This is a genomic window from Pseudomonas sp. ADAK18, from assembly GCF_012935695.1.
Taxonomy (GTDB): Bacteria; Pseudomonadota; Gammaproteobacteria; order Pseudomonadales; family Pseudomonadaceae; genus Aquipseudomonas.
Genome location: NZ_CP052859.1, coordinates 2039546 through 2063005, shown reverse-complemented (window position 1 = coordinate 2063005; position 23460 = coordinate 2039546). Strand labels below are relative to the sequence as shown.

The window sequence follows — 23460 nt, the reverse complement described above, 5'->3', positions numbered from 1 at the left end:
GCGGGCTTGCTCGCGAAAGCGGTGTGTCAGGCACCACATGCACTGAATGATCCACCGCTTTCGCGAGCAAGTCGAATCGTCGCACCGCCGCTCCCACATTTTGACCGAGTACACCGATAATGAGCCTTTCCTCTCAACAACCGCCGCTTCTGCGCTCCGTGGAAGTGGCCAATTTCGAAGCCTTGCTGGAACGCCTCAGCGCCCAGCTCGCCGCCACTGCACACATCGTTGACGAAAGCGGCGCCTTCCCCCACGATAATTTCAAACTGCTGCACGCGCACGGTCTGGTGGCATTGACCGTGCCCAAGGCCCTCGGTGGTGGCGGTGCCAATCTGGCCCAGGCACGCAAGGCCATCAGCGCGATCGCCAAGGCCGAACCGTCCACCGCGTTGATCCTGGTGATGCAGTACCTGCAACACACGCGTCTGCAAGACAGCAAAAGCTGGCCTCCGTCACTGCGGGTAAAAGTCGCCGAAGATGCGGTGCGCAACGGCGCGCTGATCAACGCCCTGAGGGTTGAGCCAGACCTCGGAACGCCAGCCCGTGGCGGCCTGCCGGCGACCATCGCCCGGCGCACCTGCGCCGGTTGGCGGATCAGCGGGCGCAAGATCTACTCCACCGGCAGCCATGGCCTGACCTGGTTCAGCGTCTGGGCCCGCAGCAGTGATGAAGACCCGCTGGTAGGCGCCTGGCTGGTGCCCAAGGACAGCCCCGGCATCAGCATCATCGACACCTGGGATCACCTGGGCATGCGCGCCACCTGCAGCCATGAAGTGGTGTTCGACAACGTGCTGGTGCCCCTGGATCACGCCGTCAGCGTCAGCCCCTGGAGCGCGCCGCAGGCAGAGCTGGATGGCGATGGTTTCCTGTGGATGTCGGTGCTGCTGTCGTCGGTCTACGACGCCGTGGCGCAGGCCGCGCGGGACTGGCTGGTGGACTGGCTGGAACAACGCAAGCCGTCCAACCTCGGCGCGGCACTGTCGACCCTGCCGCGCTTTCAGGAAACCGTTGGCCATATCGACACCCTGTTGTTCGCCAACCGCAGCCTGCTGGACGCAGCGGCCGAGGGGCATACGCCGGCTGCCAACGCCGCGCAGTTGAAATTCCTGGTAACCGGCAACGCCATCCGCGCCGTCGAGCTGGCCATCGAGGCCTCGGGTAATCCCGGCTTGTCGCGCCATAGCCCGCTGCAACGGCATTACCGCGACGTGCTGTGCAGCCGGGTACATACCCCGCAGAACGACGCGGTGCTGCAAGGCGTCGGCAAGGCCGTCTTCGCCCAACGCCAAAAGGAGCGCACATGAGCCAGGTGATTATCGCCAGCCAGTTAGACGACGATTTCAACGAGGTCATCCGCCAACGCCTGGCCCTGACCCATCCCGATGCCGAGGTCATCGGCGTACCGACGGGCGTGCCCAGCGACCTGCCGGCCCAGGCCAATATCCTGCTGGCGCGACCCATCAATGTGCGCGGTTATCAAGCGCCGGACACGCCGCCACCGGGCTGGCCGTATGGGGTGCAGTGGATTCAGGTGGTGTCCTCGGGCATCGACTTTTACCCCAAATGGCTGTTCAACGGCCCGCCGGTGAGTACGTCACGAGGCAGCGCCGCCGAGAACATCGCCGAGTTCGCCCTGGCCGCCCTTTTCGCTGCGGCCAAGCATTTGCCGGATATCTGGGTGCATGACTCGCAGTGGCAGTTCACCGCGCTGAAGCCACTTAAGGGCACGACCCTGGGGATACTGGGCTTTGGTGCGATTGGCCGCAGCCTCGCGCAAAAGGCCCATGGCCTGGGGATCAAGGTCGTCGCGTTGCGTCAGAGCCAGATACCGTTCGAGGTGGACGGGGTTGAAGCTGCGCGGGATATCCATGACCTGTTTGCCCGCTCCGATCACCTGGTGCTGGCCGCGCCATTGACCGAGGCGACACGCCATCTGGTGGATCGCCAAGTGTTGGCCAGCGCCAAGCCGGGCCTGCACCTGATCAACATCGCGCGGGGTGGGTTGCTGGATCATGAGGCGCTGCTGGAGGCCTTGGACAACGGCAGCGTGGGCCTGGCCTCGCTCGATGTGACGGAGCCGGAGCCGTTGCCGGATGGGCATGCGTTGTATGGGCATCCAAGGGTGAGGCTGTCGCCGCATACGTCGGCGATTTCAACCCATAGCCGGTATGACATTGCGGATAGTTTTCTGGGCAATCTGGAACGCTATCTCGAGGGTTTACCGCTGGAAAACCTGGCCAATACCCAGCACGGTTATTAAGCCGAGCGGGATCAAAATGTGGGAGCGGCGGTGCGACGATTCGACTTGCTCGCGAAAGCGGTGTATCAGTCGACATATCCGGTGACTGACATTCCGCTTTCGCGAGCAAGCCCGCTCCCACATTGGTTATGCATTCGTCGAAACATATCATCAGACTTACGCATTTCTATCAAAACTATAAATGTCTATTTTTTATAATTAACTTATAACTAATCGGACTTTTACGGGCCGCGTTTATACAAATACTGTTACATCCAGCACCGACCCCTGACCAGGTGGAGGCCTTGCCTAAACCGTCATTTACCTCAGGGGCCCCACATGAGTCACACCCTCGTACCCAATCGCCTGACACTGGCCGTTTCCCTTGCGCTGTTTGGCCTTTCGGCCCACGCCGACGACACCGCCCTGCCCGTGGTCAACGTCACCGCCGAGCACCGCAGCGAAGACCTGCAAAAAACCCCACTGGCGATTTCCGCGTTCGACGAAAAGGCCCTGGAAGACAAGCAGATCAAAAGTGTGCGCGACCTTGCCGGCCAGGTGCCAAACCTGTCCCTGAGCCGCCAGTCGATCTCCTACAGCTCCCAGACCTACGGGATTCGCGGCATCGGCGAAACCGACCCGATCCAGGAATCCGCGGTGGCGGTGTATGCCGATGACCTGTACATCCCCCGCGCCATTTCCTCGATGCTCGATTTCAACGATGTCGAACGCGTCGAAGTCCTGCGTGGACCTCAAGGCACGTTGTACGGACGCAACAGCAGCGCCGGCGCGATCCGTGTGATCACCCGCGATCCGACCCAGGAAACCCGTGGTTTCCTGGAGTTGGGCGCCGGCAACTACAACGCGCAGAACGGCCGGCTGCTGATCAGCGGGCCGCTGGTGGACAACGCGCTGTTCGGCAGCTTTTCGGCCATTCGCCTCACCCGCGATGGCACCGTTTCCGATCCGACCCGGGGCAAGGACGTGAACAACGTCGACATCCAGTCCTATCGCGGCAAGCTGCGCTACAACCCCGTGGACTCACCGTGGGATGTACAACTGACCCTGGCCGGCACCTTCGACCGGGGCGACACCACCAGCTATACCCCGTTTGATGCCAACGGCCACTTCGACAAGTTCAAGAGCTACAGCAGCCTCAACCCGAAAAACCGCCTCGATCAAGGCAGCTCGGTGCTGCGGGCGATCTACGCCATCGACGATCACCTGAATTTCAAGTCGGTCAGCGCCTGGTCGGCCTTCCATCAGCCGGTGGACTATGACAACTCCGGGCAAGCCGCGCTGATCCAGAACAACCTGATTCTTTACCAACAGAACTACGCCACCCAGGAGTTCCAGCTCAACGGCGACTACGACGATTTCAGTTTCAGCACCGGCCTGTACCTGTACCGCGAGAAGTTCGACGCCGACCGCGACAACCTCACGTATTCCGTCGCGCGCAACCAGGTGATCGGCCAAGGCCAATACAGCACCACCAACACCGAAAGCTACGCCTTGTATGGCCAGGGCACCTACAAACTGACCGCACAATTGTCGCTGATCGCCGGGCTGCGCTTTACCCGCGAGCACAAGAATTTCGACTTCACCAACTACGCGATCACCACCGACCGGCAAATCACCGGCACCAACTTCAGCGCCGAATCGAGCAAGTCCTGGCAGTCCACCAGCCCGAAAATCGGCTTCGAATACGCCTGGACCCCATACCTGAATCAATACGCCTACGTCGCCAAGGGCTTCAAGGCCGGCGGCTACGACAACCGCGCCCCCACCCGCGCCGCGGCCGAACAGGCGTTCTCCCCGGAAGACGTAACCACCTGGGAAACCGGGCTCAAGGGCGACTTCTTCGACCAGCGCCTGCGGGCCAATGTCGCGCTGTTCTACAACGACTACAAAGACCTGCAAACCAACGCCTATGACCCGGCGCTGGGGGTCAGCCTGCGCACCAATGTCGGCCAGGCCCACACGTATGGCGTCGAAGTGGAAACCCTCACCGCCCTGAGCCGCGACCTGCAACTGACGGCCAATCTCGGCTACTTGCAAAGCCAGTACGACGACTTTCAGAACGCCGCCGGCGCCGGGGTGGATGCCAACGGCAAACAGCTGGTGTTTTCACCGCGCTGGAACGCCAGTGTCGGCCTCAACTACACCGTGCCCATCGGGCTGCCCGGCACCTTGCTGGCAGGCACCGATGCGCAGTTCCAGACCAAGTCCTACGCCAATGCGCTGAACGACGATATCCAGGAAATTCCTACCCAGACCTTCTGGAACGCTCACACCAGCTACCTCTCCGGCGACGGCCACTGGACCACCACGCTGTCGGTGAAAAACCTGCTGGACCGCGCCTACCCGCAATCGGTGGGCTATGTGCCTTCCAGCGGTGCGCGCTACTACTCGATCAACGACCCGCGAACCCTCTTGTTATCCGTGCGCTACGACCTCTAACCCCTCGCTACATCAAGGAGCGAATCATGGCTTTTACCCGCAGGGAATTGATTTCCCGTATTGCCGCCGTGGGCGGCTATTCCGCCGCCGTCAGCGCCCTCGGTGCATTGGGGTTGACGCCCCAGGCCGTGGCGTCGAGCTTCACCCCGCTGCAATTGGGCAGCACCGGCAAAGGCAAAAACGTGGTGGTGGTCGGCGCCGGGATTTCCGGACTGGTCAGCGCCTATGAGCTACGCAAAGCCGGTTTCAACGTGACCATCCTGGAAGCTCGTGATCGCGTCGGTGGCCGCAACTGGACCCTGCGCCGTGGCAGTAAAGTCGACTTCGACGACGGCGTCAGCCAAACCGTCGACTTCGATGACGGGCAGTTCTTCAACGCCGGCCCCGCGCGTATTCCCAGCCATCACCAGACTCTCCTCGGCTACTGCCGCGAGCTGGGCGTGGAGCTGCAAGTGTTGGTCAACAGCAGCCGCAACGCCTTGGCCCTGCCGAATACACAGCAACCGGCGTTTCAGTTGCGCCAGGCGGTCAACGATACCCGCGGGCAGCTCTCGGAACTGCTGGCACGCACCGTCAGCCGCAAGGCCCTGGATCAGGATTTGAACGTTGACGACCGCAAGGCGCTGCTCAATTTCCTCAAGGTGTATGGCGACCTCAACAGCGACCTGCAATACAAGGGCTCGGTGCGCTCCGGCTACACCCGCATCCCTGGTGCCGGCGATCAAACCGGGGTAACCCGGGCACCGCTGGCGCTGCAAACCTTGCTCAATCCCAAACTGTGGGGCGCGCTGGTGTTCGATGAAATCCCGGAGTTTTCATCGACCATGTTCCAACCGGTGGGCGGCATGGACCGCATTCCCTACGCCTTCTACGAACACCTCAAGGATGCCGTGCGCTTCAACGCCGAAGTCAGCGATATCCAGACGGGCGAGCTTGGCAGCCGCATCACCTACCGCGACCGTATCAGCGGCAAAACCCAGACCCTGAGCGCCGACTACGCCATCGTCACCGTACCCTTGCCGTTGCTGGCCAAGCTGCCGAGCAACTTCACCACCCCGTTCAAGCAGGCGATCCAGACCGCACAGAGCGACCAGGCCAACAAGGTGGCCTGGCAGTCACCGCGCTTCTGGGAAAGCGACTTCAACATCTACGGCGGCCTGTCGTACCTCGACCATGAAGTCAAAGGCCTGTGGTACCCCAGTGACCGACTCAACAGCGCCCAGGGGATTCTGGTGGCGGCCTACAACACCAGCGAGTCCGCCGTGGCCTTCAGCAAAAAATCCCTTGCCGAACAGTTCGCCTCCTCACGCCAGGCCGTGGAACTGCTGCACCCCGGCCACAGCGCCAAGCTGCAAAAACCGGTGGCCATCAACTGGGCAAAAGTCAGCTTCAGCAAAGGTCCCTGGATCGTCAACGACGAGGTGGGCGAAAGCGCCTATCGCATTCTCAACGAGCCCCAGGGCCGTACGTACCTGGCCAGCGACGCCCTCGCCCATGGCGGTGTCGGCATCTGGCAGAACAGCGCCGCCGATTCGGCACGGCGCATCGTCTCGCTGATCGGTCGCCATGCCGAACGCCAACAACCGGGCGTTGCTGCCTGATCTTTTCTCACTACGGACTGACCTTATGAAAACCTTATTCGCAGGATTGCTGATGACCGCCACCACCCTCGCCGCCCACGCTGATGAGATCAAGCGCGTGCCGCTGCCCAACTCCAACTTCCCGATCTCCCTGGCGGTTTCGGTGCCGCCGCAAACCGAGCTGCTGTTTGTCAGTGGTTTGCTGGCTGACTTGCACGATCCGAAAGCCCCCAAGGACTCGTTCGCCGCCTATGGCGATACCGCGACCCAAACCACGTCGATCCTCAAAAAACTCACAAGCGTGCTGAAAAGCCAGGGCCTGGATTTGGGTGACGTGGTGCAACTGCGGGTATTCCTGGTGGGCGACCCGAGCAAGGGCGGCAAGCTCGATTTCTCCGGTTTGCAGGAAGGCTACACACCCTTCTTCGGCAGCGCCGAGCAACCGAAAAAGCCAGCCCGCACCGCCGTTCAAGTGGTTGCGCTGCCGCTGCCCGGTGGGCTGGTGGAAATCGAGGCCGTTGCCGCGCGCAAGCGGTGATTCAGGACTCCCCCGAGATCAAGGAGCTTCACTCTCATGCACAAGCACTTACACAAGGTTGCCCGGTTGGCCAATACCCTGTGGCGAGGGAGCTTGCTCCCGTTGGGCTGCGTAGCAGCCCCAATAGCGCCGTCCCGATTTTTCAGGCGCACGATGCCAAGTTTCAGGGCCGCTTCGCGCCCCAACGGGAGCAAGCTCCCTCGCCACACATGGCTGCCGCTCTCCCTGGCGTGCGGCCTGGCTTCCTTCGGCGTCGAATCCGCCGAAGACCGCTCCCCTACCCTCGACACCGTGGTGGTCACCGGTAACCGTGGCGCCGAGCAACGCACCGTCACCACCAGCCCCACGCCCATCGATGTGATCAGCGCCGCTCAGTTGCGGGCGGTGGGTAAGCCGAGCCTGCTGGAAGCCCTGGGAAAGCTCATCCCTTCGTTCAACCTGCCGGACCGCGCCGGCTGGGACGCCAGCGGCGTGGTGCGCTCGGCCACGCTGCGCGGCCTGACGGCGTCCCATGTGCTGGTACTGGTCAACGGCAAGCGCCGGCACACCAGCGCCACCTTGAATATCAACGGCATCAACAGCGGCGCAGCCCCCAGTGACCTGGACCTGATCCCGGTGGCCGCCATTGACCATATCGAAGTGCTGCGCGACGGCGCGGCGGCGCAGTACGGTTCGGACGCGATCTCCGGGGTGATCAACATCATCCTCAAACAAACCACCGGCGGCAGTTCCGACACCACCCTGGGGCAGAACTACGACGGCAAGCGTGGCACCGGCCAGGAGGCGTTGAATTATGGGTTCCAGGTGGGTGAAGCCGGCGTACTCAACGTGTCCCTCGACACCCGCTATCAGGAGCGGGACAACAAGGCGGGCAGCAACGGCTACAGCAACCATTACTACCCGTTGGCCGACGGCTCGCCAGACCCGCGTGAGGCCGAGGCCAGCCACCACACCTACAAAGGCTACGGTGCGCCCCGCAGCCAATTGGCCGACTTCGCCTATAACCTCGACCTGCCGCTGAATGACAACCTGACGCTCTACTCGTTTTCCACCCTCGCCACCCGCGAGAACAACGATGGCCAGAACTTCCGCTTGCCCAACGGGCGCAACACCATCACCACCGGACCCAAGGGTTACCCCGACGGCTACAGCCCGTACTGGCTGGTCAACGAGACCGACTTCCAATCGGCTTTCGGCGCCAAGGGCGATGACCTGGGCGGCTGGGCCTGGGACTTGAGCAGCACCTATGGGCGCAACTATGCTAAGCAACGCACCTACGACAACCAGAACCCATCCCTGGGCGAAAACACCCCTAACAAGTTCACCTCCGGCATCTACATCGCCGACCAGTTGACCAGCAACCTGGACCTTAAAAACAGCTATGAAGTGGGCCTGGCCAAACCGTTGGACGTGGCCTTCGGCTTCGAGCATCGGCGGGAAAGCTACGAGACCCGTGCGGGCTCCGAGGCCTCCTATATCGATGGCGGCTACGTGTTTCCCGAAGGCCATCCACGGGCCGGGCAACGCCCCGATCCAGGCGCCCAGGTCACCAATGGCATCACCCCACAAGACGCGCAGAAAATCAGCCGCAACAGCGTTGCCAGCTACATCGACCTGGGGTTTTACCCCACCGAACAATGGTACGTCGGCGTCGCCGGGCGCTATGAGCATTACAACGAAGGCGTCGGCGGTACCCGCAGCGGCAAGCTCAGCACCCGCTATGCATTCAACCCGCTGTTCTCGGTGCGCGGCACCCTCAGCAATGGCTTTCGCGCGCCGTCCCTGGCCAACGAGATCTTCACCGCACGTTCCACCGGTTTTGACACCATCAACGGCGTGTACCAATCCTATAACTACGTGATCCTGCCGGTGGATTCGGCCGGCGCCCAGGCCCTGGGTGCCAAGTCGCTGAAACCCGAGCGCAGTACCAACTTCAGCCTGGGTTTCGCCTTGACCCCCAGCGATGACCTGAGCCTGACGGTGGACGGCTACGTGATCAACCTGCGGGATCGCCTGGTGCTCAGCGAGCGCTTCCAGGGACCCGGCGTCGCCGCCCTGCTGGACAGCATCGGCGTACCGGCTACTGCCGGCGCGCAGTACTTCACCAACGGCGCCAACACCCGCACTTCAGGGGTGGATGTGGTGGGCAACTACCGGCAGAACCTCGACCGCTACGGCGTGGTCAAGTGGACCGCCGCGCTGAACTACAACCACACGCAAATCCTCAGCGTCAACGACACCCCGGCGCAACTCAGTGCCCTGGGAGACTTCCAACTGCTGGGGCGCCAGTCCCGCGCGCTGATTACCAAGACCTCCCCCAGCAGCAAGATGATCTTCTCCGCCGACTGGGCCATCCATGACTTCGACGTCAACCTGCGCTTGACCCGCTACGGCACCTACACCGAGGTCAACAGCTCCAGCGACCCGAGCCTGGACCGCGAATATTCGGCCAAGTGGATCACCGACCTGGACGTGGCCTATGCGCTGACCAAGCAACTGACGGTGGCCGTCGGGGCACAGAACCTGTTCGATAAATACCCGGATCACATCGGCGTGAAGAACTCATCGTTTGGCGATAACTGGGGCAGTTATTCGCCGTTCGGGTTTACCGGGGGGTATTACTACAGTCGCGTGCAATATGCGTTTTAGCCATCGGTTCAGCAGCCGCCCGCCAGGCTTTCCCGCAGGTACTCCACCAACGCCTGCACCGGCCGTGAGCTTTGCCGATGCTGGGGATACACCGCCGATAGGGTTAGGGGCTCAGGGGCAAAGTCCTCCAGCACCCTGACCAACTGCCCTTGCTCCAGCGCCTGGGCGACGATAAACGTCGGTAAATACGTAATGCCCAAGCCCGCGACGGCGGCATCGCGCAGCAACTCACCGTTGTTGACCCGCATGCGCCCGCTCACATTCAGCGTCAGCGGTTTACCCTTGGCCTGGAAACGCCATTGCACCTGGCGACCATGGCCATAAGGCAGGCATTGGTGATGGGCGAGGTCTTCGGGTGTGAGGGGTGCGCCATAAGCAGCCAGATAATCCGGGCTGGCGCAGTACACACGCTGGACGCTGGCAATGCGACGCGCAATCAGGGTGGAGTCTTCCAGGGTGCCAATGCGCAACACCAGGTCGTAGCCTTCGCTGATCAGGTCCACCGGGCGGTCGCTCAAGTCCACTTCCACCGAGACGTGGGGATGCCGTTGCAGGAACAGCGGCAGCAGGCTGCCCAAGTGGGCCATGGCAAAGGACAAGGGCGCACTCAGACGTATCGTGCCCCGGGCCTCACTGTTTTGCCCGGCAATGCCCTGCTCCACTTGCTCGACCTCGCTGAGCAGGCGCAGGGCCGATTCGTAGTAACTCTGCCCCAGTGGCGTGACATCCAGACGGCGGGTGGACCGATTGAGCAGACGCACACCCAGACGGTCTTCCAGCTGGATAAGACGGCGGCTGACGAACTGTTTGGACAGGCCCAATTGCTCGGCGGCGGCGGTGAAACTGCCGGACTCCATGACCTGGCAGAACAGGCGCATGTCTTCGAAAGGGTTCATTGTCGCTTCTCGGTGGACGATGAAGCTCTTTATAGCCAGTTAGTAGCACCGCCACAAATCAAAATGCGGCCTACTGTAGCCGCTGCCGAGGTACGAGGCTGCGATGGGTTGCGTAGCGGCCCTTTGGGCGGTCCTTCGGACACGCATCGCAGCCTCGTACCTCGGCAGCGGCTACAGGGTATTCGCGAGCAGGTCGCACCGCCGCTCCCACATGGGTTCACCTGTGTATTAGAAACTGTAGGTCAGAAGGCAAAACACGAACACCCAAACGCTCCCCAGAACCCCTGGAAGTCGCTGACCGGCGCATTCGACAAACGCGCCCGTTCATGGCCATGGGCATGCACCGCACAAGGGCCGCTGCACTGATGCACCTGAGCCTGCAACGGCGAGGCCGGCCGCCAATGCCCCGGCACCTTGACCACCGGCGACCAGTCCGGCAGCACCGGTACGGCGGCGGGCGCGAGCGACTCAAAATCACCGGCGCCGTAAACGACCTTGCCACCGACCACCGTCAACACCGACTCGATCCACTTGATCGCCTCGTCCTCGACGGTGAAAAAGTCCGCCGACAGCGCCGCCACATCCGCCAGTTGCCCAACCTTGATCTGGCCCTTCTTGCCCTGTTCAGAGGAAAACCAGGCGCTGCCATGGGTGAACAGCTCCAGGGCGGTCAGCCGTGGCAAACCTTCGGCATGCAACTCAAGGCCGCCGACGGTACGACCGCTGACCATCCAGTACAACGAGGTCCACGGGTTGTAACTCGACACCCGCGTGGCGTCGGTGCCCGCGCCTACCGGCACGCCTTCGGCCAGCATGCGTTTGATCGGCGGCGTGGCTTCAGCAGCCTTGGCGCCATAGCGCTCCACAAAGTATTCACCCTGGAACGCCATGCGGTCCTGAATCGCAATGCCGCCACCCAGGGCGCGCACACGCTCAATGTTTTTCGGGGTGATGGTCTCGGCATGGTCGAAGAACCAGGGCAACCCATTGAACGGGATGTCGCGATTGACCTTCTCGAATACATCAAGCATCCGTGAGATCGACTCATCGTAGGTCGCGTGCAGGCGAAACGGCCAACGCTGTTCCACCAGGTGGCGCACCACCGGCTCCAGCTCCTGTTCCATGGTTAGCGGCAGGTCCGGGCGCGGTTCGAGGAAGTCTTCGAAATCCGCTGCGGAAAACACCAGCATCTCGCCGGCACCGTTGTGCCGCAGGTAGTCGTCGCCCTGGTGCAGGGTGACGCTGCCGGTCCAGTGCTTGAAGTCGCTGAGTTCTTCCTTGGGCTTCTGGGTAAACAAGTTGTAGGCAATACGCACCGTCAGTTGCTGATCCTTGGCCAACTGCTCGATCACCGCGTAATCGTCGGGATAATTCTGGAAACCACCACCGGCATCGATGGCGCTGGTCAGGCCCAGGCGATTGAGTTCACGCATGAACTGACGGGTGGAGTTGACCTGATATTCCAGGGGCAATTTCGGGCCTTTGGCCAGGGTCGCGTAGAGGATCATCGCGTTGGGCCGTGCGACCAGCATGCCGGTAGGGTTGCCGTTGTGGTCGCGGACAATCTCGCCACCGGGCGGATTCGGTGTGTCCTTGGTGTAGCCGGCCACCCGCAATGCTGCGCGGTTGAGCAAGGCGCGGTCGTACAGGTGCAGGACAAACACCGGGGTGTCGGGCGCCGCCTGGTTGAGCTCTTCCAGGGTAGGCATGCGTTTTTCGGCGAACTGGAATTCATTCCAGCCACCCACTACCCGCACCCATTGCGGCGTTGGCGTGCGGTCGGCCTGATCCTTGAGCATGCGCAACGCATCGGCCAGGGATGGCACGCCTTCCCAGCGCAGTTCCAGGTTGTAATTCAGGCCACCACGGATCAGGTGCAGGTGCGAGTCGTTAAGACCGGGGATCACCGTGCGCCCCTTGAGGTCGATGACCTGAGTGCCGCTGCCGCGCAGGGCCATGGCTTCGGCATCCGTACCCACGGCAACAAAGCGCCCCAGGCTGATGGCGACGGCACTGGCGCGTGGGTTTTCACGGTCCACGGTGTGGAACTGGCCATTGAACAGAATCAGATCGGCGTTCATAGGGATTCCTTGACAGAGGCTTCAAGCCAGGGCGCAAACAGGCGGGTCGCGGCCGGCATCAGCAGATAGACCACCAACAGGACGATGGTCAGGGTGACCAGGAAGGTGGCGATGAAGTAGTTGGATAACAACGGGTGCAGGCCCAGTACCGGGCGCCATAACAGCGGGATCAGCAGGGTCAGCGGCAGAATCACCAGCAGCGTGACCACCGCCTGCTTCCAGCGCGGCGGCTTGGCGGCGGCATCGGCCAGCGGCGCGAACCAGAACTCATTGACCGGGCCGACTTCGGTGCTGTCGCCGTCGGCCAGTAACGGTGTGGCTTCGTTGATCAGCTCCGAACGTTGCGGCGAATCCAGCCAGCGCTTGAGGTCATCAGCCGAGCGGTAGCGCAACACGCAGGTAAACAGCGCCAGGCCACCTTGTTTACTGCGCACCACGTCGACCCCAAGATGCCCCGGGCGCTCACCGGCGATACGCACGGTGCGCCGCAGCCAGGCTTCATATTCAACCTCACAGCCTTGCTTGACGCGGTGCTTGACCACCAGGGTGACCACTTCGTCTGACGCCGGTGAATTTTGCAGCGATGAGTCCATGCTTGCGCCTCCCCTGAATGCTCGAACGGTACCGCCAGTCTGCGACGCTTCGAGATGGAAAAATTGCATGTATGTGCTGTGTGCGACCGATCCACGCCGCACTGGCAATCTGCGGTTGAGTAAAGCAATCTCTAGGGAAATTGCGCTGCCCCAGCCCCGGAAACCGACCATGGCCCATCCCGAGCACTTTGCTTCAACCACCGGTACCCTGTGCGCCCACCGCGAGCGCATGGTCAAGCAACTGATCCTCGCTAACCTTGGGGAAAGCCTGGAAGTGACGGAACTCGCCCGAGCATGTGCGCTGTCGCGCAGCCATTTCTCCAGGGCGTTCAAGTCCACCACAGGCTTGTCACCTCGGGAATGGATTCGTCAGCAGCGTATCCAGCGGGCCAAGGTGTTGATCGCCGGCTCTGAGCTGAGCCTGACGCAAATTGGCCAGGAATGCGGATTCTGTGACCAGGCGCATTTCAGCCATATGTTCAGCCGCAGTGAAGGGGTTAACCCGATGACTTGGCGTAATCGTCAGTTGCGGTATCGCCATCATCTGAGAAAAATGCAGATAGCGACTGTCAACTTCAGCGAGACAGTTATTCAGTTTTCAGCTTCTTAATGAATTAACTCATAACCATTAACCTTCTTCTCAACCCGGGAGCCCTTCCGCTCCCCCTTGAGGAGAAGACCCATGCTGACCCTTCGCAAAGCCTCGGAACGCGGTGCCGCCAACCACGGTTGGTTGAAGTCGTTCCATACCTTTTCCTTCGCCAATTACTGGAACCCGAGGGAACAGGGTTTTTCCGACCTGCTGGTGATCAACGATGACCGCGTCGCTGCGGGTAAAGGCTTCGGCCAACACCCACACCGCGACATGGAGATTTTCTCCTATGTGCTCGAAGGCGCCCTGGAACACAAGGACACCCTCGGCACCGGCTCGGTAATCCGCCCCGGTGACGTGCAGTTGATGAGCGCCGGCAGCGGCGTGGCCCATAGCGAGTTCAACCACAGCCCGACCGAGGGCGTGCACTTCCTGCAAATCTGGATTGTGCCCAACGTCGGTGGCGCCGAACCGCGTTATCAGCAGGAGCATTTCAGCGCGGCGCAGAAACGTGGGCATTTGCAGTTGATCATTGCCCCCGACGGCACCGACGGCGCCCTCAGCGTTCGCCAGGATGCACGGGTTTACGCCGGGCGGTTCAACGGTGATGAAGCCGCCAGCCTGACCTTGGCCCCGGAGCGTTATGCCTACATCCATGTGGCGCGGGGCAGCGTTGAAGTCAACGGCCAACGCTTGCAGGAAGGCGACGGCGCACGGCTGCGCGATGAGCGCGAGATTCACCTGAGCCACGGCGAGGACGCCGAGGTGCTGGTGTTCGACCTCAGGCCACGTGAGCTGCCAGAAATGCCGTGATCAACCACGCGATGGCCCGGACAACCGGTCCATCGCTGTCGTCGATAGTCACCATCATCCCAATGAAGTTCTCTTAAAAAATCCACGGCGTACCATCAAACCCATACCAACCAAGACATCCCGGAGCACACTCTCATGAAACGCCAACTCTTCCTCGGTCTCACTTTTTCGGTACTGGCTGTAAATGTTTTTGCCCACCCTGTTGTCGCTGAAGGCGGCGCGGATCGTTTGATGGAAAGCCGGGTGGCCGAGGGTGGTTCTGACCGCCTGCAAGATCGCCGGATTGCCGAAGGTGGCTCTGATCGCCTGTTGGAACGCCGCGTAGCCGAAGGTGGCGCTGACCGTCTGATGGAAAACCGCGCATAACCCAGTGTTGTTCGCGGTTCACCCCCAAACCGGCCTGATCAGCCGGTTTTTTTTCGCCTCGGATTATTCAAGGTTGCGATCGACCCACATCACCGCCTTGCCCACCTGTTGCCGCGCCTCGATCCGGGCGTGAACCTGTTGCACCTCCTCCATCGTGTAATGCCCTTCGATATCCACCGTCAGCGAGCCTTCAAGCATCGCCGCGAACACTGCATTGGCGCGCCGTTGCACGGTCGGGCCATCGGCCATGTGATCGGCCAGCCGCGGCCGGGTCAGGAAGAGTGAACCGGCTTCCCCCAACTCCATGGGGTCCAGGTCGATCAACGAGCCGGAGACATTGCCGTAATTAACGATCAGGCCTCGTGTGCGGCATGCACGGAAACTGTCACGCAAGGTGGACTTGCCTACGGAGTCAAACACCACATCCACACCCACACCGTCGGTGGCCTCCAGCACCCGATCGGCAAAGCGACCGCCGTCATACTCCCACGCCTGATCGGCACCGCGCTGCAACGCGATGGCGCACTTCTCGGCGGTGCTGCCCGTGGTAAACACCGTGGCACCCAGACGGTGCGCCATCTGCACCAGCAACTGGCCAATACTGCCCGAGGCGGCATGCACCAGGCATGCATGGCCCGCCTGCAACCTGGCGACGTCTTCAATCAGGTAGTGCGCGGTACAGCCCTGGAACATCGCCGCAGCCGCCTGATCGAAGCCGATGGCCGCAGGGATTTGCGCCACCCGCGCAGCAGGCACACTGGCGTATTCAGCGAAGGCGCCCCAGGCGATGCACCACGCCACACGATCCCCCGGCGCCAGATGAGTCACGCCCTCGCCTGCCTCAATCACCAGACCCGCGCCCTCCATCCCCAAGGTGCAAGGCAGCCTTACCGGGTAAGTCGAGGACTGAGCGTATTTGCCTTGGCGGGTATGGATATCCATGAAATTGATCCCGGCGCAGGCGACCTTGATCAGCACATGGCCAGGCGTTACACGCGGCGTTGGCACATCGTGGCGCAGGTGAACAACTTCCGGACCGCCGTAGGTTTCCAGGGTAAGGGCTTTCATCGCGTGACAACTCCGTTTGCAGGGGGGATGCGCCATGGTAAAAGGGCTGTCTCTGTACGAGAACTCCCCAATCTCTCCCACCCTCTGTGCGGAAATAACCCGATGTTCGACTGGCAGGATCTGTACTTCTTCACCGTCTTGGCGCGCACCCAGTCACTGTCCGCCGCCGCCCGGGAATTGCAGGTGGAACACGCCACCGTCGGCCGCCGGGTGGATGCCCTGGAAAAATCCCTGGGATTGAAGCTGGTGGACCGCCTGCCCAGAAGTCGCCCTCTGACCGAAGAAGGCTTGGCATTGGCCAAACTGGCGGCGGGCATGAGCGAAATGGCCGGCGAAGTGATGCGCTTGTCCCGTGCCGCCTCGATTGACGTCGCCGGTACGGTCAAGGTCAGTTGCCCGCCGTCCATCGCCATCCACTGCATCGCGCCCCATGTCGCCCGGCTCAGGCGCCAATACCCGCAGTTGAATATCGTGCTGATGTCCTCGACGACGCTCGCCGCGCTGGACAAGGGCGAGGCCGACATTGCCCTGCGCACGGTACGCCCCGACGAAGAGGCGCTGGTACGCCGGCAGGTGGGTGTCGTGCGCTTTGGCCTGTATGGCACGCCTGCCCTCAGGCAACAGTCAACCGAACAGTGGACCTTCATTGCCTATGACGCGACCCGTGACCACCTGCCCCAACAAGCCTGGATGCATCAGCTACGCGGCACCCGAAAAATGGTATTCGCCGCCAGCGACCTGATCACCCAGCAAATGGCCGCCAGGGCTGAAGTGGGCGCAGTGGTGCTGCCGACAATCATCGGCGATAACGACCCGGCGCTGGTGCGCCTGCCCACCGGCAGCGAAGGCCCGGTGCGGGATATCTGGCTGACGGTGTACCCGGATATTCGGCGTTCGCCTTCGGTGAAGGTGGTGATGGATTTTCTGGTGGAGTGCATCGAGGGCGAGCCGCAGTTGCAGCGTTGACTCAGCCCATATTGGACTGGAATCGCTTGCGGTACGCCGCCGGCAACAGGCCGACCCGCTGTTGGAACAACCGCCGAAACGAGTTGCTGTCTTCATAGCCCACCGCGTAGGTGATGCTCTCCAGCGTCATGCGGCTGGACTCCAGCAACTGCTTGGCCCGCTCCAGGCGCAGGGTTTGCAGGTAAGCAATCGGCGTGTAGCCGGTGGCGTCCTTGAAGCGCCGCTTGAAATTGCGCACGCCAAAGCCAAAGCGCTGGGCCACGTCATCAATCACCAGCGGCTGGGGGAAATGCTGCTCCAGCCAATGCTGCACCCGCAGGATGTCAGCGTCGCCGTGCGCCTTGGGCAGCGACCACATGGCATAGACCGATTGCTCGCTGCGCACCTTGTCGATCAGCAGGTACTTACTGCAGGTTTGCGCCAGCTCCGGCGACCCGAAGCGGCGGATCAGATGCAGCAACAGGTCCATCGCCGCCGTCGCGCCGCCGCAGGTGATCACCCGGTTTTCTTCGCACAGCATCTGCGCCTCATCCAGCACCACCTCGGCGTACCGATGCCGAAAGTAATCGGCAAACGTCCAGTGGGTGGTCGCCCGCAATCCATCCAGCAACCCGACCTCGGCCAGCATGAACGCCGCCGTACACATCGACGCCACCACCGCACCCTGAGCGTGTTGCTGGCGCAGCCATGGACCGTACGCGGGAAACGTCGGCATGGCCTGCTTGAGGGTGAACAGAAAACCCGGAATCAACACCAGATCGGTCCGCCCAACCTGCGCCAGGGCACGGTCCGCCCGCAACCGCTGCCCTCCCCAGGCGTTCACCTCTTGGCCATCCAGCGAAACCGCCACCACCTCAAACGGCGCGACCTCCGCGAACAGGTTGGCCGCATTGAGCATCTCCAGTGCCGTGGTAGCACCGGCAGCGGAACAGTGATCGGCCAGGAGCAAGGTAATGTGCATAAAGAAGCCTACTTGCGCTTTTCGCATGGAAAAAGTCATTTGCGCACCTACCTTACCCGATCCACACCCACTACAGTGCAGCCACTTATCACTGCTGGGCATTTTTTATGAATCTGTGGTTTCGCTTGCTGTACATGCTGTTTCGCCGCCCCTGGCGCAAGCCCGTCGACGGCGCTGCAACCACCGTTATACGGATGCGGGTATGGCCGACCGACCTGGACCTGAACCGACACGTCACCAATGGCCGGTACTTCACCCTGGCGGATGTCGGGCGCATGGACTTCGTCCTGCGTACCGGCGCATTCCGCGTTGCTTTGCGCCACAAGGCCGTGCCGATTGTGGGCGACACCTGGGGTAAGTTTCGGCGGGAACTGAAACTGTTCGAAGCGTTTGAAATTCACACGCGGATGTTGGGCTGGGACGAGAAATGGAGCCTGATGGAGCACCGTTTTATCAGTAACGGTCGCGTGGTAGGCGTGGTGGTGATGCGCGGGCTGTTTCGCTCGGCCAAGGGCACAATCCCACCCGCGCAATTGCTGCGGGAGTTGGGGGTGAGCGAACAGTCACCGCCGATGCCGCAGTGGCTGGTGGATTGGGCCCGCAGTTGTGATGGGATGAGTAGGCAGTTGCGGGAGGAGGAAGGTCGGGCGGGTTAGTGCCCGCCAGCTCGACGCATGAAGTCACTGTAGGCGCGGGCTGGGTAGTGATGGTCGTTAACGGTAATGCGTGTTTACTGGATAAACGCGTTGCACACGTAAAGGTCAGACCACCACGGAGTTTTTATAAAATAGTGGTCTTACACCCGTGCCCTACTGCCGAGCGCCCCCCTGCCCAAACCGGTAGATCGCCACGCAGTAAACCCCCAACGCCAACGCCGCCAGCAACCCGCCCGCCGCACCGATGTAAGCAAAGCCAAACTGCCCGCCCACCCAACTGCCCAGCAACGCCCCGCCGCCAATGCCGATGTTGTAGATGCCAGAAAACATCGCCATGGCCACATCCGTGGCATCAGGTGCCAACACCAGCACTTTGGATTGCAGCGCCAGGCCGAAAGCCATGATCGCCATGCCCCAGAACACGCTCAACGTCACCAGGTACGACACCTCTCCACTCAACGGCAACAGCAAAGCCAGGCACAGGGTGAGCACAGTGACCGCAGTAATCAGGAAGCGATAAGGATTGAACCGGTGCAGCAGGCTGAACAGCAGTGAACCGATGATGCCCGCACCACCGAACACCAGCAGCACCAGAGTCACCGTGTTACCGCTCATGCCGGCGACGTCTTCGACGAAGGGTTCTATGTAGCTGTAGGCGGTGAATTGGGCGGTGACCACCAGCGCAGTCAACACATAAAGCGCCACCAGTGCCGGGCGCTTGAACAACATGGGCAGGCTTCTCAGGGAGCCGGAGTTCTGGCTCGGCAGCAACGGCAATGTCCGCGCCAGCCAGAACACCAGCGCAGCCGCAAAGGCGGCGATGACGATAAAAGTGGTGCGCCAACCCATGGCTTCGCCCAGCAAGCGGCCGAGCGGGATACCCAAGACCATCGCCAACGAGGTGCCGGTTGCCAGCAATCCAAGGGCCTGGACCTGCTTGCCTTCCGGCGCCAGGCGTACGGCCAGGGACGCGGTGATGGACCAGAACAGCGCGTGGGACAGCGCGATACCGATACGGCTGACCATCAGCATGCCGAAGCCGGTGGCCACGCTGGACAGGATATGGCTGACGATGAACAGGCCGAACAGCACGATCAATAGCTTGCGCCGCTCGACGTTGCGGGTCATCAGCATCACCGGCAGCGAGGTCAGGGAGACGACCCAGGCGTAGATGGTGAGCATCAGCCCGACCTTCGCGACCGGCATGTCGAAGCTCAGACCGATGGCACTGAGCAGGCCGACCGGGACGAATTCAGTGGTGTTGAAGACAAAGGCGGCCAGCGCCAGCGCGATGACGGGCTGCCAGTTGGCCTGGGGTGTAGCCGCTGAGATGGTCATTTAAAACTCTATGGATGAACAGACAGGCCGATGGATCGACTTCCCCCGACGCGGGGACATCGTGAAAGACAGCAGGGTGAGTTGAATGTTACCGCAACAAAAATAGAGGCCGAAGCCTCTATTGCAGTGCCAACGATAAATGTCGGGCGCAAGGAAGGGTAGCGAAACCTGTCAGGGTGAGGTCAGGGTAATCAAATAGGTTCCGGAGTAGACCTGCTTGCCGGCATTGTTCACCAGCACGTATTGCTGGTCGTAATAGCGCCTGCCTGCACCGCTGTCGGCCATCAGCTTGACGCTGACCGCCGAATGGTCGAGCGCCGTCACGCTGCTGACTGGTTGAACGCTGCGTACATTTATTTGACTGCCGCGACTGGCAGGTGAACACCCTTTAAGCTCCATGACCGCTCCGGCCGCGTTGCTGGCACAACTGGACTCCACAATGCTGCCATGAAACTGAATCACGCCCTGAGTCGCTTGCGGCGTTGCACCGCAGGAGCCCACCATGGTGAAAAAGAGCCCTGTAACCACTGACAAACGCTTGAGGTTCATGCCGACGCTCCTTACTTGGGAAGTTAAGGATTACGTCGTCAGTCTGGTCGCCAGCTTTAGCCTTTACGCTGCCCGATCCCACTTATTTTTTCAGATTGCCAACCAAGTCTCAGCAAATCAGGGATCCACCTGCCCCATCAACTCAGGAATCGACTCCGGCCGCTGGGCATAGCGCTGCGCCAACGCCGCGCATACCATCAACTGAATCTGGTGAAACAGCATCAATGGCAGGATCAGCACGCCCATGGTCGCTCCCGCAAACAACACCTGCGCCATGGGCACCCCGGTTGCCAGGCTTTTCTTCGAACCACAAAACAGAATGGTGATACGGTCTTCCTGACTAAAACCAAAGGCCTTGCCCAACACCGTCGACGCCACCAGCACCAATGCCAGCAGTACGCAGCACGCCACCACCAGCCCGCCCAGCTCCCACAGAGGAATCTGGTGCCAGATGCCTTCATTCACTGCTTCACTGAACGCACCGTAAACCACCAACAGAATCGAGCCCTGATCGACGAACTTCAGCCAGGTCTTGTTGCGGCCCACCCATTCACCGATCCAGCGCCGAGCAATCTGCCCGGCAATAAACGGCAGCAGCAATTGCACGCTGATTTTCAGGATCGCATCAACGGTGGAACCGCCATCGCCATGGACATTCAGCAGCAAGGTCACCAGCAACGGTGTCAGGAAGATCCCGAACAGGCTGGACGCCGCCGCGCTGCAAATCGCCGCCGGGATATTGCCCCGGGCCAGGGAGGTAAAGGCAATCGCCGATTGCACCGTGGCCGGCAGTGCACACAGGTAAAGCATGCCCATGTACAGGTCTTTGCCAATCAGCGGCGACAGCACCGGCTTGAGCGCCAGGCCCAGCAGTGGAAACAACACGAAAGTCAGGCTGAACACCAGCAGGTGCAGGCGCCAATGACCGGCGCCGGCGACGATGGCCTGGCGCGACAGCTTGGCACCATGCAGGAAAAACAGCAGCGCGATGGCCAGGTTGGTCAGCCAGCCAAAGGCCACAGAGGCCTGGCCGCTGACGGGCAACAACGAGGCGAAAATCACCGTGCCAATCAGGGTCAGGGTGAAGTTATCAGGCAAAAAGCGCGGGCGGGTCATAAGCAGGATCTTCCAGGGGGTTGCCAAGAGCATCCTGGCGACTCTAACGTAACGGCTTGTTACCGACTAACGCCAATGAGCCACTAAATGCCGCCTAAAGGACATGAGAAAGCCGTCCGCCGCAGTATTCCCGGGCTATCCAGCTTGCCGCGCCCGGTGTATGGGCGCACTGAATCATTGCCCAACCGTGCCCTGACCCGTCGTCACAGTCATCCGTGGGTGCAGTTGTCCTACGCCATCTCCGGGGTACTGGAGATCCAGACCAGTGTCGGACGTTTCGTCGCGCCGCCGCAACGGGCGGTATGGATTCCGGCCGGGATGCCACACCGGGTGTTCAGTTCGCCCCATACCGAAATGCGCAGTCTGTATCTGGATTGCAGTGTCACCGCCTGGGCCGCCGAGCGTTGTCAGGTGTTGGCCGTCAGCAGCCTGCTGCGCGAGTTGATTCGCAGTTTCAGCGAGTTGCCGGTGGAGTACGTCGAGGATGGCCCCCAAGGTCGGCTGGCCCAGGTGGTGCTGGATCAACTGGCCGCCGCGCCGAAGGTCGACTTGATGCTGCCACTGCCCCATGACAGTCGTCTGCGGCAGATCTACCGCAGCCTGGACCAGCACCCGGAGCAACAGACCACCTTGGGCCAGTGGAGCCAGAAGCTGGAAGTGAGTGAGAAAACCCTGAGCCGTCTGTTCCTCAGTGATACCGGGCTGACGTTCAGGGCATGGCGTCAGCGCTTGCGTCTATTAAGTGCCCTGCCCGCGCTGGAACAAGGTGACCGGGTAACTGACGTGGCATTGGCCTGTGGCTACGAATCGACTTCAGCGTTTATCGCTGCATTCCGGCAACAGTTCGACGCCACGCCGGGGGAGTTTTTCCGCTAGCTCAGCTCCCCTCACCCCCATGGGCCTCTTCAAAGAAATAATCCTTCCAACTGCCCGCCTTGTTCTTCAACACCCCCAGCTCCTGCAGTTTCTCGGCGTAGATAAAGGTGCGCTGGGGCACGATGGTGAAGTCGATTTCCGGGTCTTCGACGATTTTCTCCACCAGCGCCAACGGCAGTTTCGATTGCTCGACACGGATATACGCCTGGGCCGCGGCCGGTTTGTCAGCCTTGATGATCTGCTCGGCCTCAGCCAGGGCGTCATAAAACGCCTTGTAGGTCTTCGGGTTTTCGTCGTGGAACTTCTGTGTGGTGTACAGCACGTTGAACGTGGCCTGGCCGCCTAGGATGTCGTAGGAACTGAGCACTTTGTGCACCTTGGGATTCAACAGTTCCTGGTACTGGAACGGCGGGCTGGAAAAGTGCGCGTTGATCTCCGAACCACCGGCAATCAGCGCAGCCGTCGCATCCGGGTGCGCCAGGCTGATGGAAATGTCGTCGAATTTCTTGTACTGGTCATTGCCGAACTGCTTGGCCGTTTCAATCTGCAGCGTGCGTGACTGGAAACCAACGCCGGCGGCGGGCACGGCGATACGGTCCTTTTCGGTAAAGTCCTTGAGGCTCTTCACGTTCGGGTTGTTGGTCAGCAGGTAGTTGGGCATCGACCCCAGGGAAGCAATGGCCTTGACGTTCTGTTTGCCCTTGGTGCGGTCCCACAGGGTGAGCATCGGCGGCACGCCTGCCGACACCACGTCCAGCGCACCGGCCAACAGCGATTCGTTCATCGCGGTGGCGCCGGAGATACTGTTCCATTCCACCTGGATATCCAGGCCCTGCGCCTTGCCCTGCTTCTCGATCAAGTGCTGGTCACGCACCACATCGAGGATCAGGTAACCGATACCAAACTGCTGGGCGATGCTGATCTTGCCTTCGGCCTGGGCACCGGGGCTGAGCAGTGCACTGATGGCGGCAAGGGAAGTGGTCAGGAGGGTCAGCGCGGAACGCTTGAAGGGAGTCGGTTTCATGAGGGATCTGTCGTGAGGTCGAGAAGGCCCACGAGAGTAATGACCAATCCTGAGACCGGAAAAGAATATCGGGATCTATTGTTATGCGAAAAACAGCGT

The 23460-nt window shown here is 61.3% G+C and carries 21 protein-coding genes; 12 read left to right on the top strand and 9 right to left on the bottom strand.

The window, feature by feature from the left end:
* Window positions 1-119: 119 nt before the first annotated feature.
* The 6 genes from HKK55_RS09220 to HKK55_RS09195 all read left to right on the top strand — a co-directional run bounded on the left by HKK55_RS09220 (window position 120) and on the right by HKK55_RS09195 (window position 9466).
* A complete protein-coding gene (locus HKK55_RS09220) occupies window positions 120-1304 on the top strand; it encodes an acyl-CoA dehydrogenase family protein (RefSeq protein ID WP_169354371.1) in 1185 nt (394 codons plus the stop codon).
* Complete coding sequence (locus HKK55_RS09215) at window positions 1301-2260, top strand: D-isomer specific 2-hydroxyacid dehydrogenase family protein (protein WP_169354370.1); 960 nt, start codon at window positions 1301-1303, stop codon at window positions 2258-2260. Before HKK55_RS09220 ends, HKK55_RS09215 begins: the two co-directional genes overlap by 4 nt.
* A 318-nt stretch (window positions 2261-2578) precedes the next feature.
* Window positions 2579-4699 carry a TonB-dependent receptor gene (locus HKK55_RS09210; protein WP_169354369.1) on the top strand — a complete coding sequence of 707 codons (2121 nt, stop codon included), beginning with the start codon at window positions 2579-2581 and terminating at the stop codon, window positions 4697-4699.
* Between the two features lie 26 nt (window positions 4700-4725).
* Entirely contained in the window at window positions 4726-6300 is a 1575-nt protein-coding gene (locus HKK55_RS09205; protein ID WP_169354368.1) for an FAD-dependent oxidoreductase, read from the top strand.
* A gap of 25 nt (window positions 6301-6325) precedes the next feature.
* Entirely contained in the window at window positions 6326-6817 is a 492-nt protein-coding gene (locus HKK55_RS09200; RefSeq protein ID WP_169354367.1) for a RidA family protein, read from the top strand.
* Between the two features lie 153 nt (window positions 6818-6970).
* The gene (locus tag HKK55_RS09195; RefSeq protein ID WP_169354366.1) at window positions 6971-9466 is read left to right on the top strand and encodes a TonB-dependent siderophore receptor; all 2496 of its coding nucleotides are present in this window, start codon (window positions 6971-6973) and stop codon (window positions 9464-9466) included.
* An 8-nt stretch (window positions 9467-9474) separates the two neighbouring features.
* On the opposite strand, the gene HKK55_RS09190 is transcribed toward HKK55_RS09195, so the two are convergent.
* The 3 genes from HKK55_RS09190 to HKK55_RS09180 all read right to left on the bottom strand — a co-directional run bounded on the left by HKK55_RS09190 (window position 9475) and on the right by HKK55_RS09180 (window position 13036).
* Window positions 9475-10362 (bottom strand): LysR family transcriptional regulator, encoded by an 888-nt coding sequence (locus HKK55_RS09190; protein ID WP_169354365.1) that lies wholly within the window; start codon window positions 10360-10362, stop codon window positions 9475-9477.
* 242 nt (window positions 10363-10604) lie between these two features.
* Complete coding sequence (locus HKK55_RS09185; RefSeq protein ID WP_169354364.1) at window positions 10605-12443, bottom strand: amidohydrolase; 1839 nt, start codon at window positions 12441-12443, stop codon at window positions 10605-10607.
* Window positions 12440-13036 (bottom strand): antibiotic biosynthesis monooxygenase, encoded by a 597-nt coding sequence (locus HKK55_RS09180; protein WP_169354363.1) that lies wholly within the window; start codon window positions 13034-13036, stop codon window positions 12440-12442. The genes HKK55_RS09185 and HKK55_RS09180 overlap by 4 nt, the downstream gene beginning before the upstream one ends.
* A 169-nt stretch (window positions 13037-13205) precedes the next feature.
* Between HKK55_RS09180 and HKK55_RS09175 the strand changes: the two genes are divergently transcribed.
* The 3 genes from HKK55_RS09175 (at window position 13206) to HKK55_RS09165 (ending at window position 14807) form a co-directional block, all read left to right on the top strand.
* A complete protein-coding gene (locus HKK55_RS09175) occupies window positions 13206-13646 on the top strand; it encodes a helix-turn-helix domain-containing protein (protein ID WP_169354362.1) in 441 nt (146 codons plus the stop codon).
* Between the two features lie 72 nt (window positions 13647-13718).
* Window positions 13719-14441, top strand: a complete 723-nt coding sequence (locus HKK55_RS09170; protein WP_169354361.1) for a pirin family protein — start codon at window positions 13719-13721, stop codon at window positions 14439-14441.
* A gap of 135 nt (window positions 14442-14576) precedes the next feature.
* Window positions 14577-14807, top strand: coding sequence for a hypothetical protein (locus tag HKK55_RS09165; RefSeq protein WP_169354360.1), 231 nt, complete (start codon window positions 14577-14579; stop codon window positions 14805-14807).
* Window positions 14808-14870: 63 nt separating this feature from the next.
* On the opposite strand, the gene HKK55_RS09160 is transcribed toward HKK55_RS09165, so the two are convergent.
* Window positions 14871-15875, bottom strand: a complete 1005-nt coding sequence (locus tag HKK55_RS09160; protein ID WP_169354359.1) for a quinone oxidoreductase — start codon at window positions 15873-15875, stop codon at window positions 14871-14873.
* Window positions 15876-15977: 102 nt separating this feature from the next.
* Here HKK55_RS09160 and HKK55_RS09155 point away from each other — a divergent pair, with 102 nt between their 5' ends.
* Window positions 15978-16841 (top strand): LysR family transcriptional regulator, encoded by an 864-nt coding sequence (locus tag HKK55_RS09155; RefSeq protein WP_169354358.1) that lies wholly within the window; start codon window positions 15978-15980, stop codon window positions 16839-16841.
* 1 nt (window position 16842) lies between these two features.
* Here the strand turns inward: HKK55_RS09155 and HKK55_RS09150 are convergent, their stop codons facing one another.
* Window positions 16843-17802: a GlxA family transcriptional regulator gene (locus HKK55_RS09150; RefSeq protein ID WP_169357811.1), complete on the bottom strand. Its 960-nt coding sequence runs from the start codon at window positions 17800-17802 to the stop codon at window positions 16843-16845.
* Window positions 17803-17909: 107 nt separating this feature from the next.
* Between HKK55_RS09150 and HKK55_RS09145 the strand changes: the two genes are divergently transcribed.
* Window positions 17910-18458, top strand: coding sequence for a thioesterase family protein (locus HKK55_RS09145; protein ID WP_169354357.1), 549 nt, complete (start codon window positions 17910-17912; stop codon window positions 18456-18458).
* A gap of 153 nt (window positions 18459-18611) precedes the next feature.
* On the opposite strand, the gene HKK55_RS09140 is transcribed toward HKK55_RS09145, so the two are convergent.
* From HKK55_RS09140 to HKK55_RS09130, 3 genes are all read right to left on the bottom strand, one after another.
* Entirely contained in the window at window positions 18612-19796 is a 1185-nt protein-coding gene (locus HKK55_RS09140; protein WP_169354356.1) for a sugar transporter, read from the bottom strand.
* Between the two features lie 171 nt (window positions 19797-19967).
* Window positions 19968-20345, bottom strand: a complete 378-nt coding sequence (locus HKK55_RS09135) for a type 1 fimbrial protein (RefSeq protein ID WP_169354355.1) — start codon at window positions 20343-20345, stop codon at window positions 19968-19970.
* Between the two features lie 117 nt (window positions 20346-20462).
* Window positions 20463-21461, bottom strand: a complete 999-nt coding sequence (locus HKK55_RS09130; protein WP_169354354.1) for a bile acid:sodium symporter family protein — start codon at window positions 21459-21461, stop codon at window positions 20463-20465.
* Window positions 21462-21548: 87 nt separating this feature from the next.
* Here HKK55_RS09130 and HKK55_RS09125 point away from each other — a divergent pair, with 87 nt between their 5' ends.
* Complete coding sequence (locus tag HKK55_RS09125) at window positions 21549-22337, top strand: helix-turn-helix transcriptional regulator (RefSeq protein ID WP_169354353.1); 789 nt, start codon at window positions 21549-21551, stop codon at window positions 22335-22337.
* Window position 22338: 1 nt separating this feature from the next.
* Here HKK55_RS09125 and HKK55_RS09120 read toward each other — a convergent pair whose 3' ends face one another.
* On the bottom strand, window positions 22339-23361 hold the full coding sequence (locus tag HKK55_RS09120; RefSeq protein ID WP_169354352.1) for an ABC transporter substrate-binding protein: 1023 nt from the start codon (window positions 23359-23361) through the stop codon (window positions 22339-22341).
* Window positions 23362-23460 lie beyond the last annotated feature (99 nt).

Bases quoted from the DNA above. Each gene is read 5' to 3' on its own strand.
- HKK55_RS09220 (WP_169354371.1), top strand. From the start codon at position 120: ATGAGCCTTTCCTCTCAACAACCGCCGCTTCTGCGCTCCGTGGAAGTG.
- HKK55_RS09215 (WP_169354370.1), top strand. From the start codon at position 1,301: ATGAGCCAGGTGATTATCGCCAGCCAGTTAGACGACGATTTCAACGAG.
- HKK55_RS09210 (WP_169354369.1), top strand. From the start codon at position 2,579: ATGAGTCACACCCTCGTACCCAATCGCCTGACACTGGCCGTTTCCCTT.
- HKK55_RS09205 (WP_169354368.1), top strand. From the start codon at position 4,726: ATGGCTTTTACCCGCAGGGAATTGATTTCCCGTATTGCCGCCGTGGGC.
- HKK55_RS09200 (WP_169354367.1), top strand. From the start codon at position 6,326: ATGAAAACCTTATTCGCAGGATTGCTGATGACCGCCACCACCCTCGCC.
- HKK55_RS09195 (WP_169354366.1), top strand. From the start codon at position 6,971: ATGCCAAGTTTCAGGGCCGCTTCGCGCCCCAACGGGAGCAAGCTCCCT.
- HKK55_RS09190 (WP_169354365.1), bottom strand. From the start codon at position 10,362: ATGAACCCTTTCGAAGACATGCGCCTGTTCTGCCAGGTCATGGAGTCC.
- HKK55_RS09185 (WP_169354364.1), bottom strand. From the start codon at position 12,443: ATGAACGCCGATCTGATTCTGTTCAATGGCCAGTTCCACACCGTGGAC.
- HKK55_RS09180 (WP_169354363.1), bottom strand. From the start codon at position 13,036: ATGGACTCATCGCTGCAAAATTCACCGGCGTCAGACGAAGTGGTCACC.
- HKK55_RS09175 (WP_169354362.1), top strand. From the start codon at position 13,206: ATGGCCCATCCCGAGCACTTTGCTTCAACCACCGGTACCCTGTGCGCC.
- HKK55_RS09170 (WP_169354361.1), top strand. From the start codon at position 13,719: ATGCTGACCCTTCGCAAAGCCTCGGAACGCGGTGCCGCCAACCACGGT.
- HKK55_RS09165 (WP_169354360.1), top strand. From the start codon at position 14,577: ATGAAACGCCAACTCTTCCTCGGTCTCACTTTTTCGGTACTGGCTGTA.
- HKK55_RS09160 (WP_169354359.1), bottom strand. From the start codon at position 15,875: ATGAAAGCCCTTACCCTGGAAACCTACGGCGGTCCGGAAGTTGTTCAC.
- HKK55_RS09155 (WP_169354358.1), top strand. From the start codon at position 15,978: ATGTTCGACTGGCAGGATCTGTACTTCTTCACCGTCTTGGCGCGCACC.
- HKK55_RS09150 (WP_169357811.1), bottom strand. From the start codon at position 17,802: ATGCACATTACCTTGCTCCTGGCCGATCACTGTTCCGCTGCCGGTGCT.
- HKK55_RS09145 (WP_169354357.1), top strand. From the start codon at position 17,910: ATGAATCTGTGGTTTCGCTTGCTGTACATGCTGTTTCGCCGCCCCTGG.
- HKK55_RS09140 (WP_169354356.1), bottom strand. From the start codon at position 19,796: ATGACCATCTCAGCGGCTACACCCCAGGCCAACTGGCAGCCCGTCATC.
- HKK55_RS09135 (WP_169354355.1), bottom strand. From the start codon at position 20,345: ATGAACCTCAAGCGTTTGTCAGTGGTTACAGGGCTCTTTTTCACCATG.
- HKK55_RS09130 (WP_169354354.1), bottom strand. From the start codon at position 21,461: ATGACCCGCCCGCGCTTTTTGCCTGATAACTTCACCCTGACCCTGATT.
- HKK55_RS09125 (WP_169354353.1), top strand. From the start codon at position 21,549: ATGCCGCCTAAAGGACATGAGAAAGCCGTCCGCCGCAGTATTCCCGGG.
- HKK55_RS09120 (WP_169354352.1), bottom strand. From the start codon at position 23,361: ATGAAACCGACTCCCTTCAAGCGTTCCGCGCTGACCCTCCTGACCACT.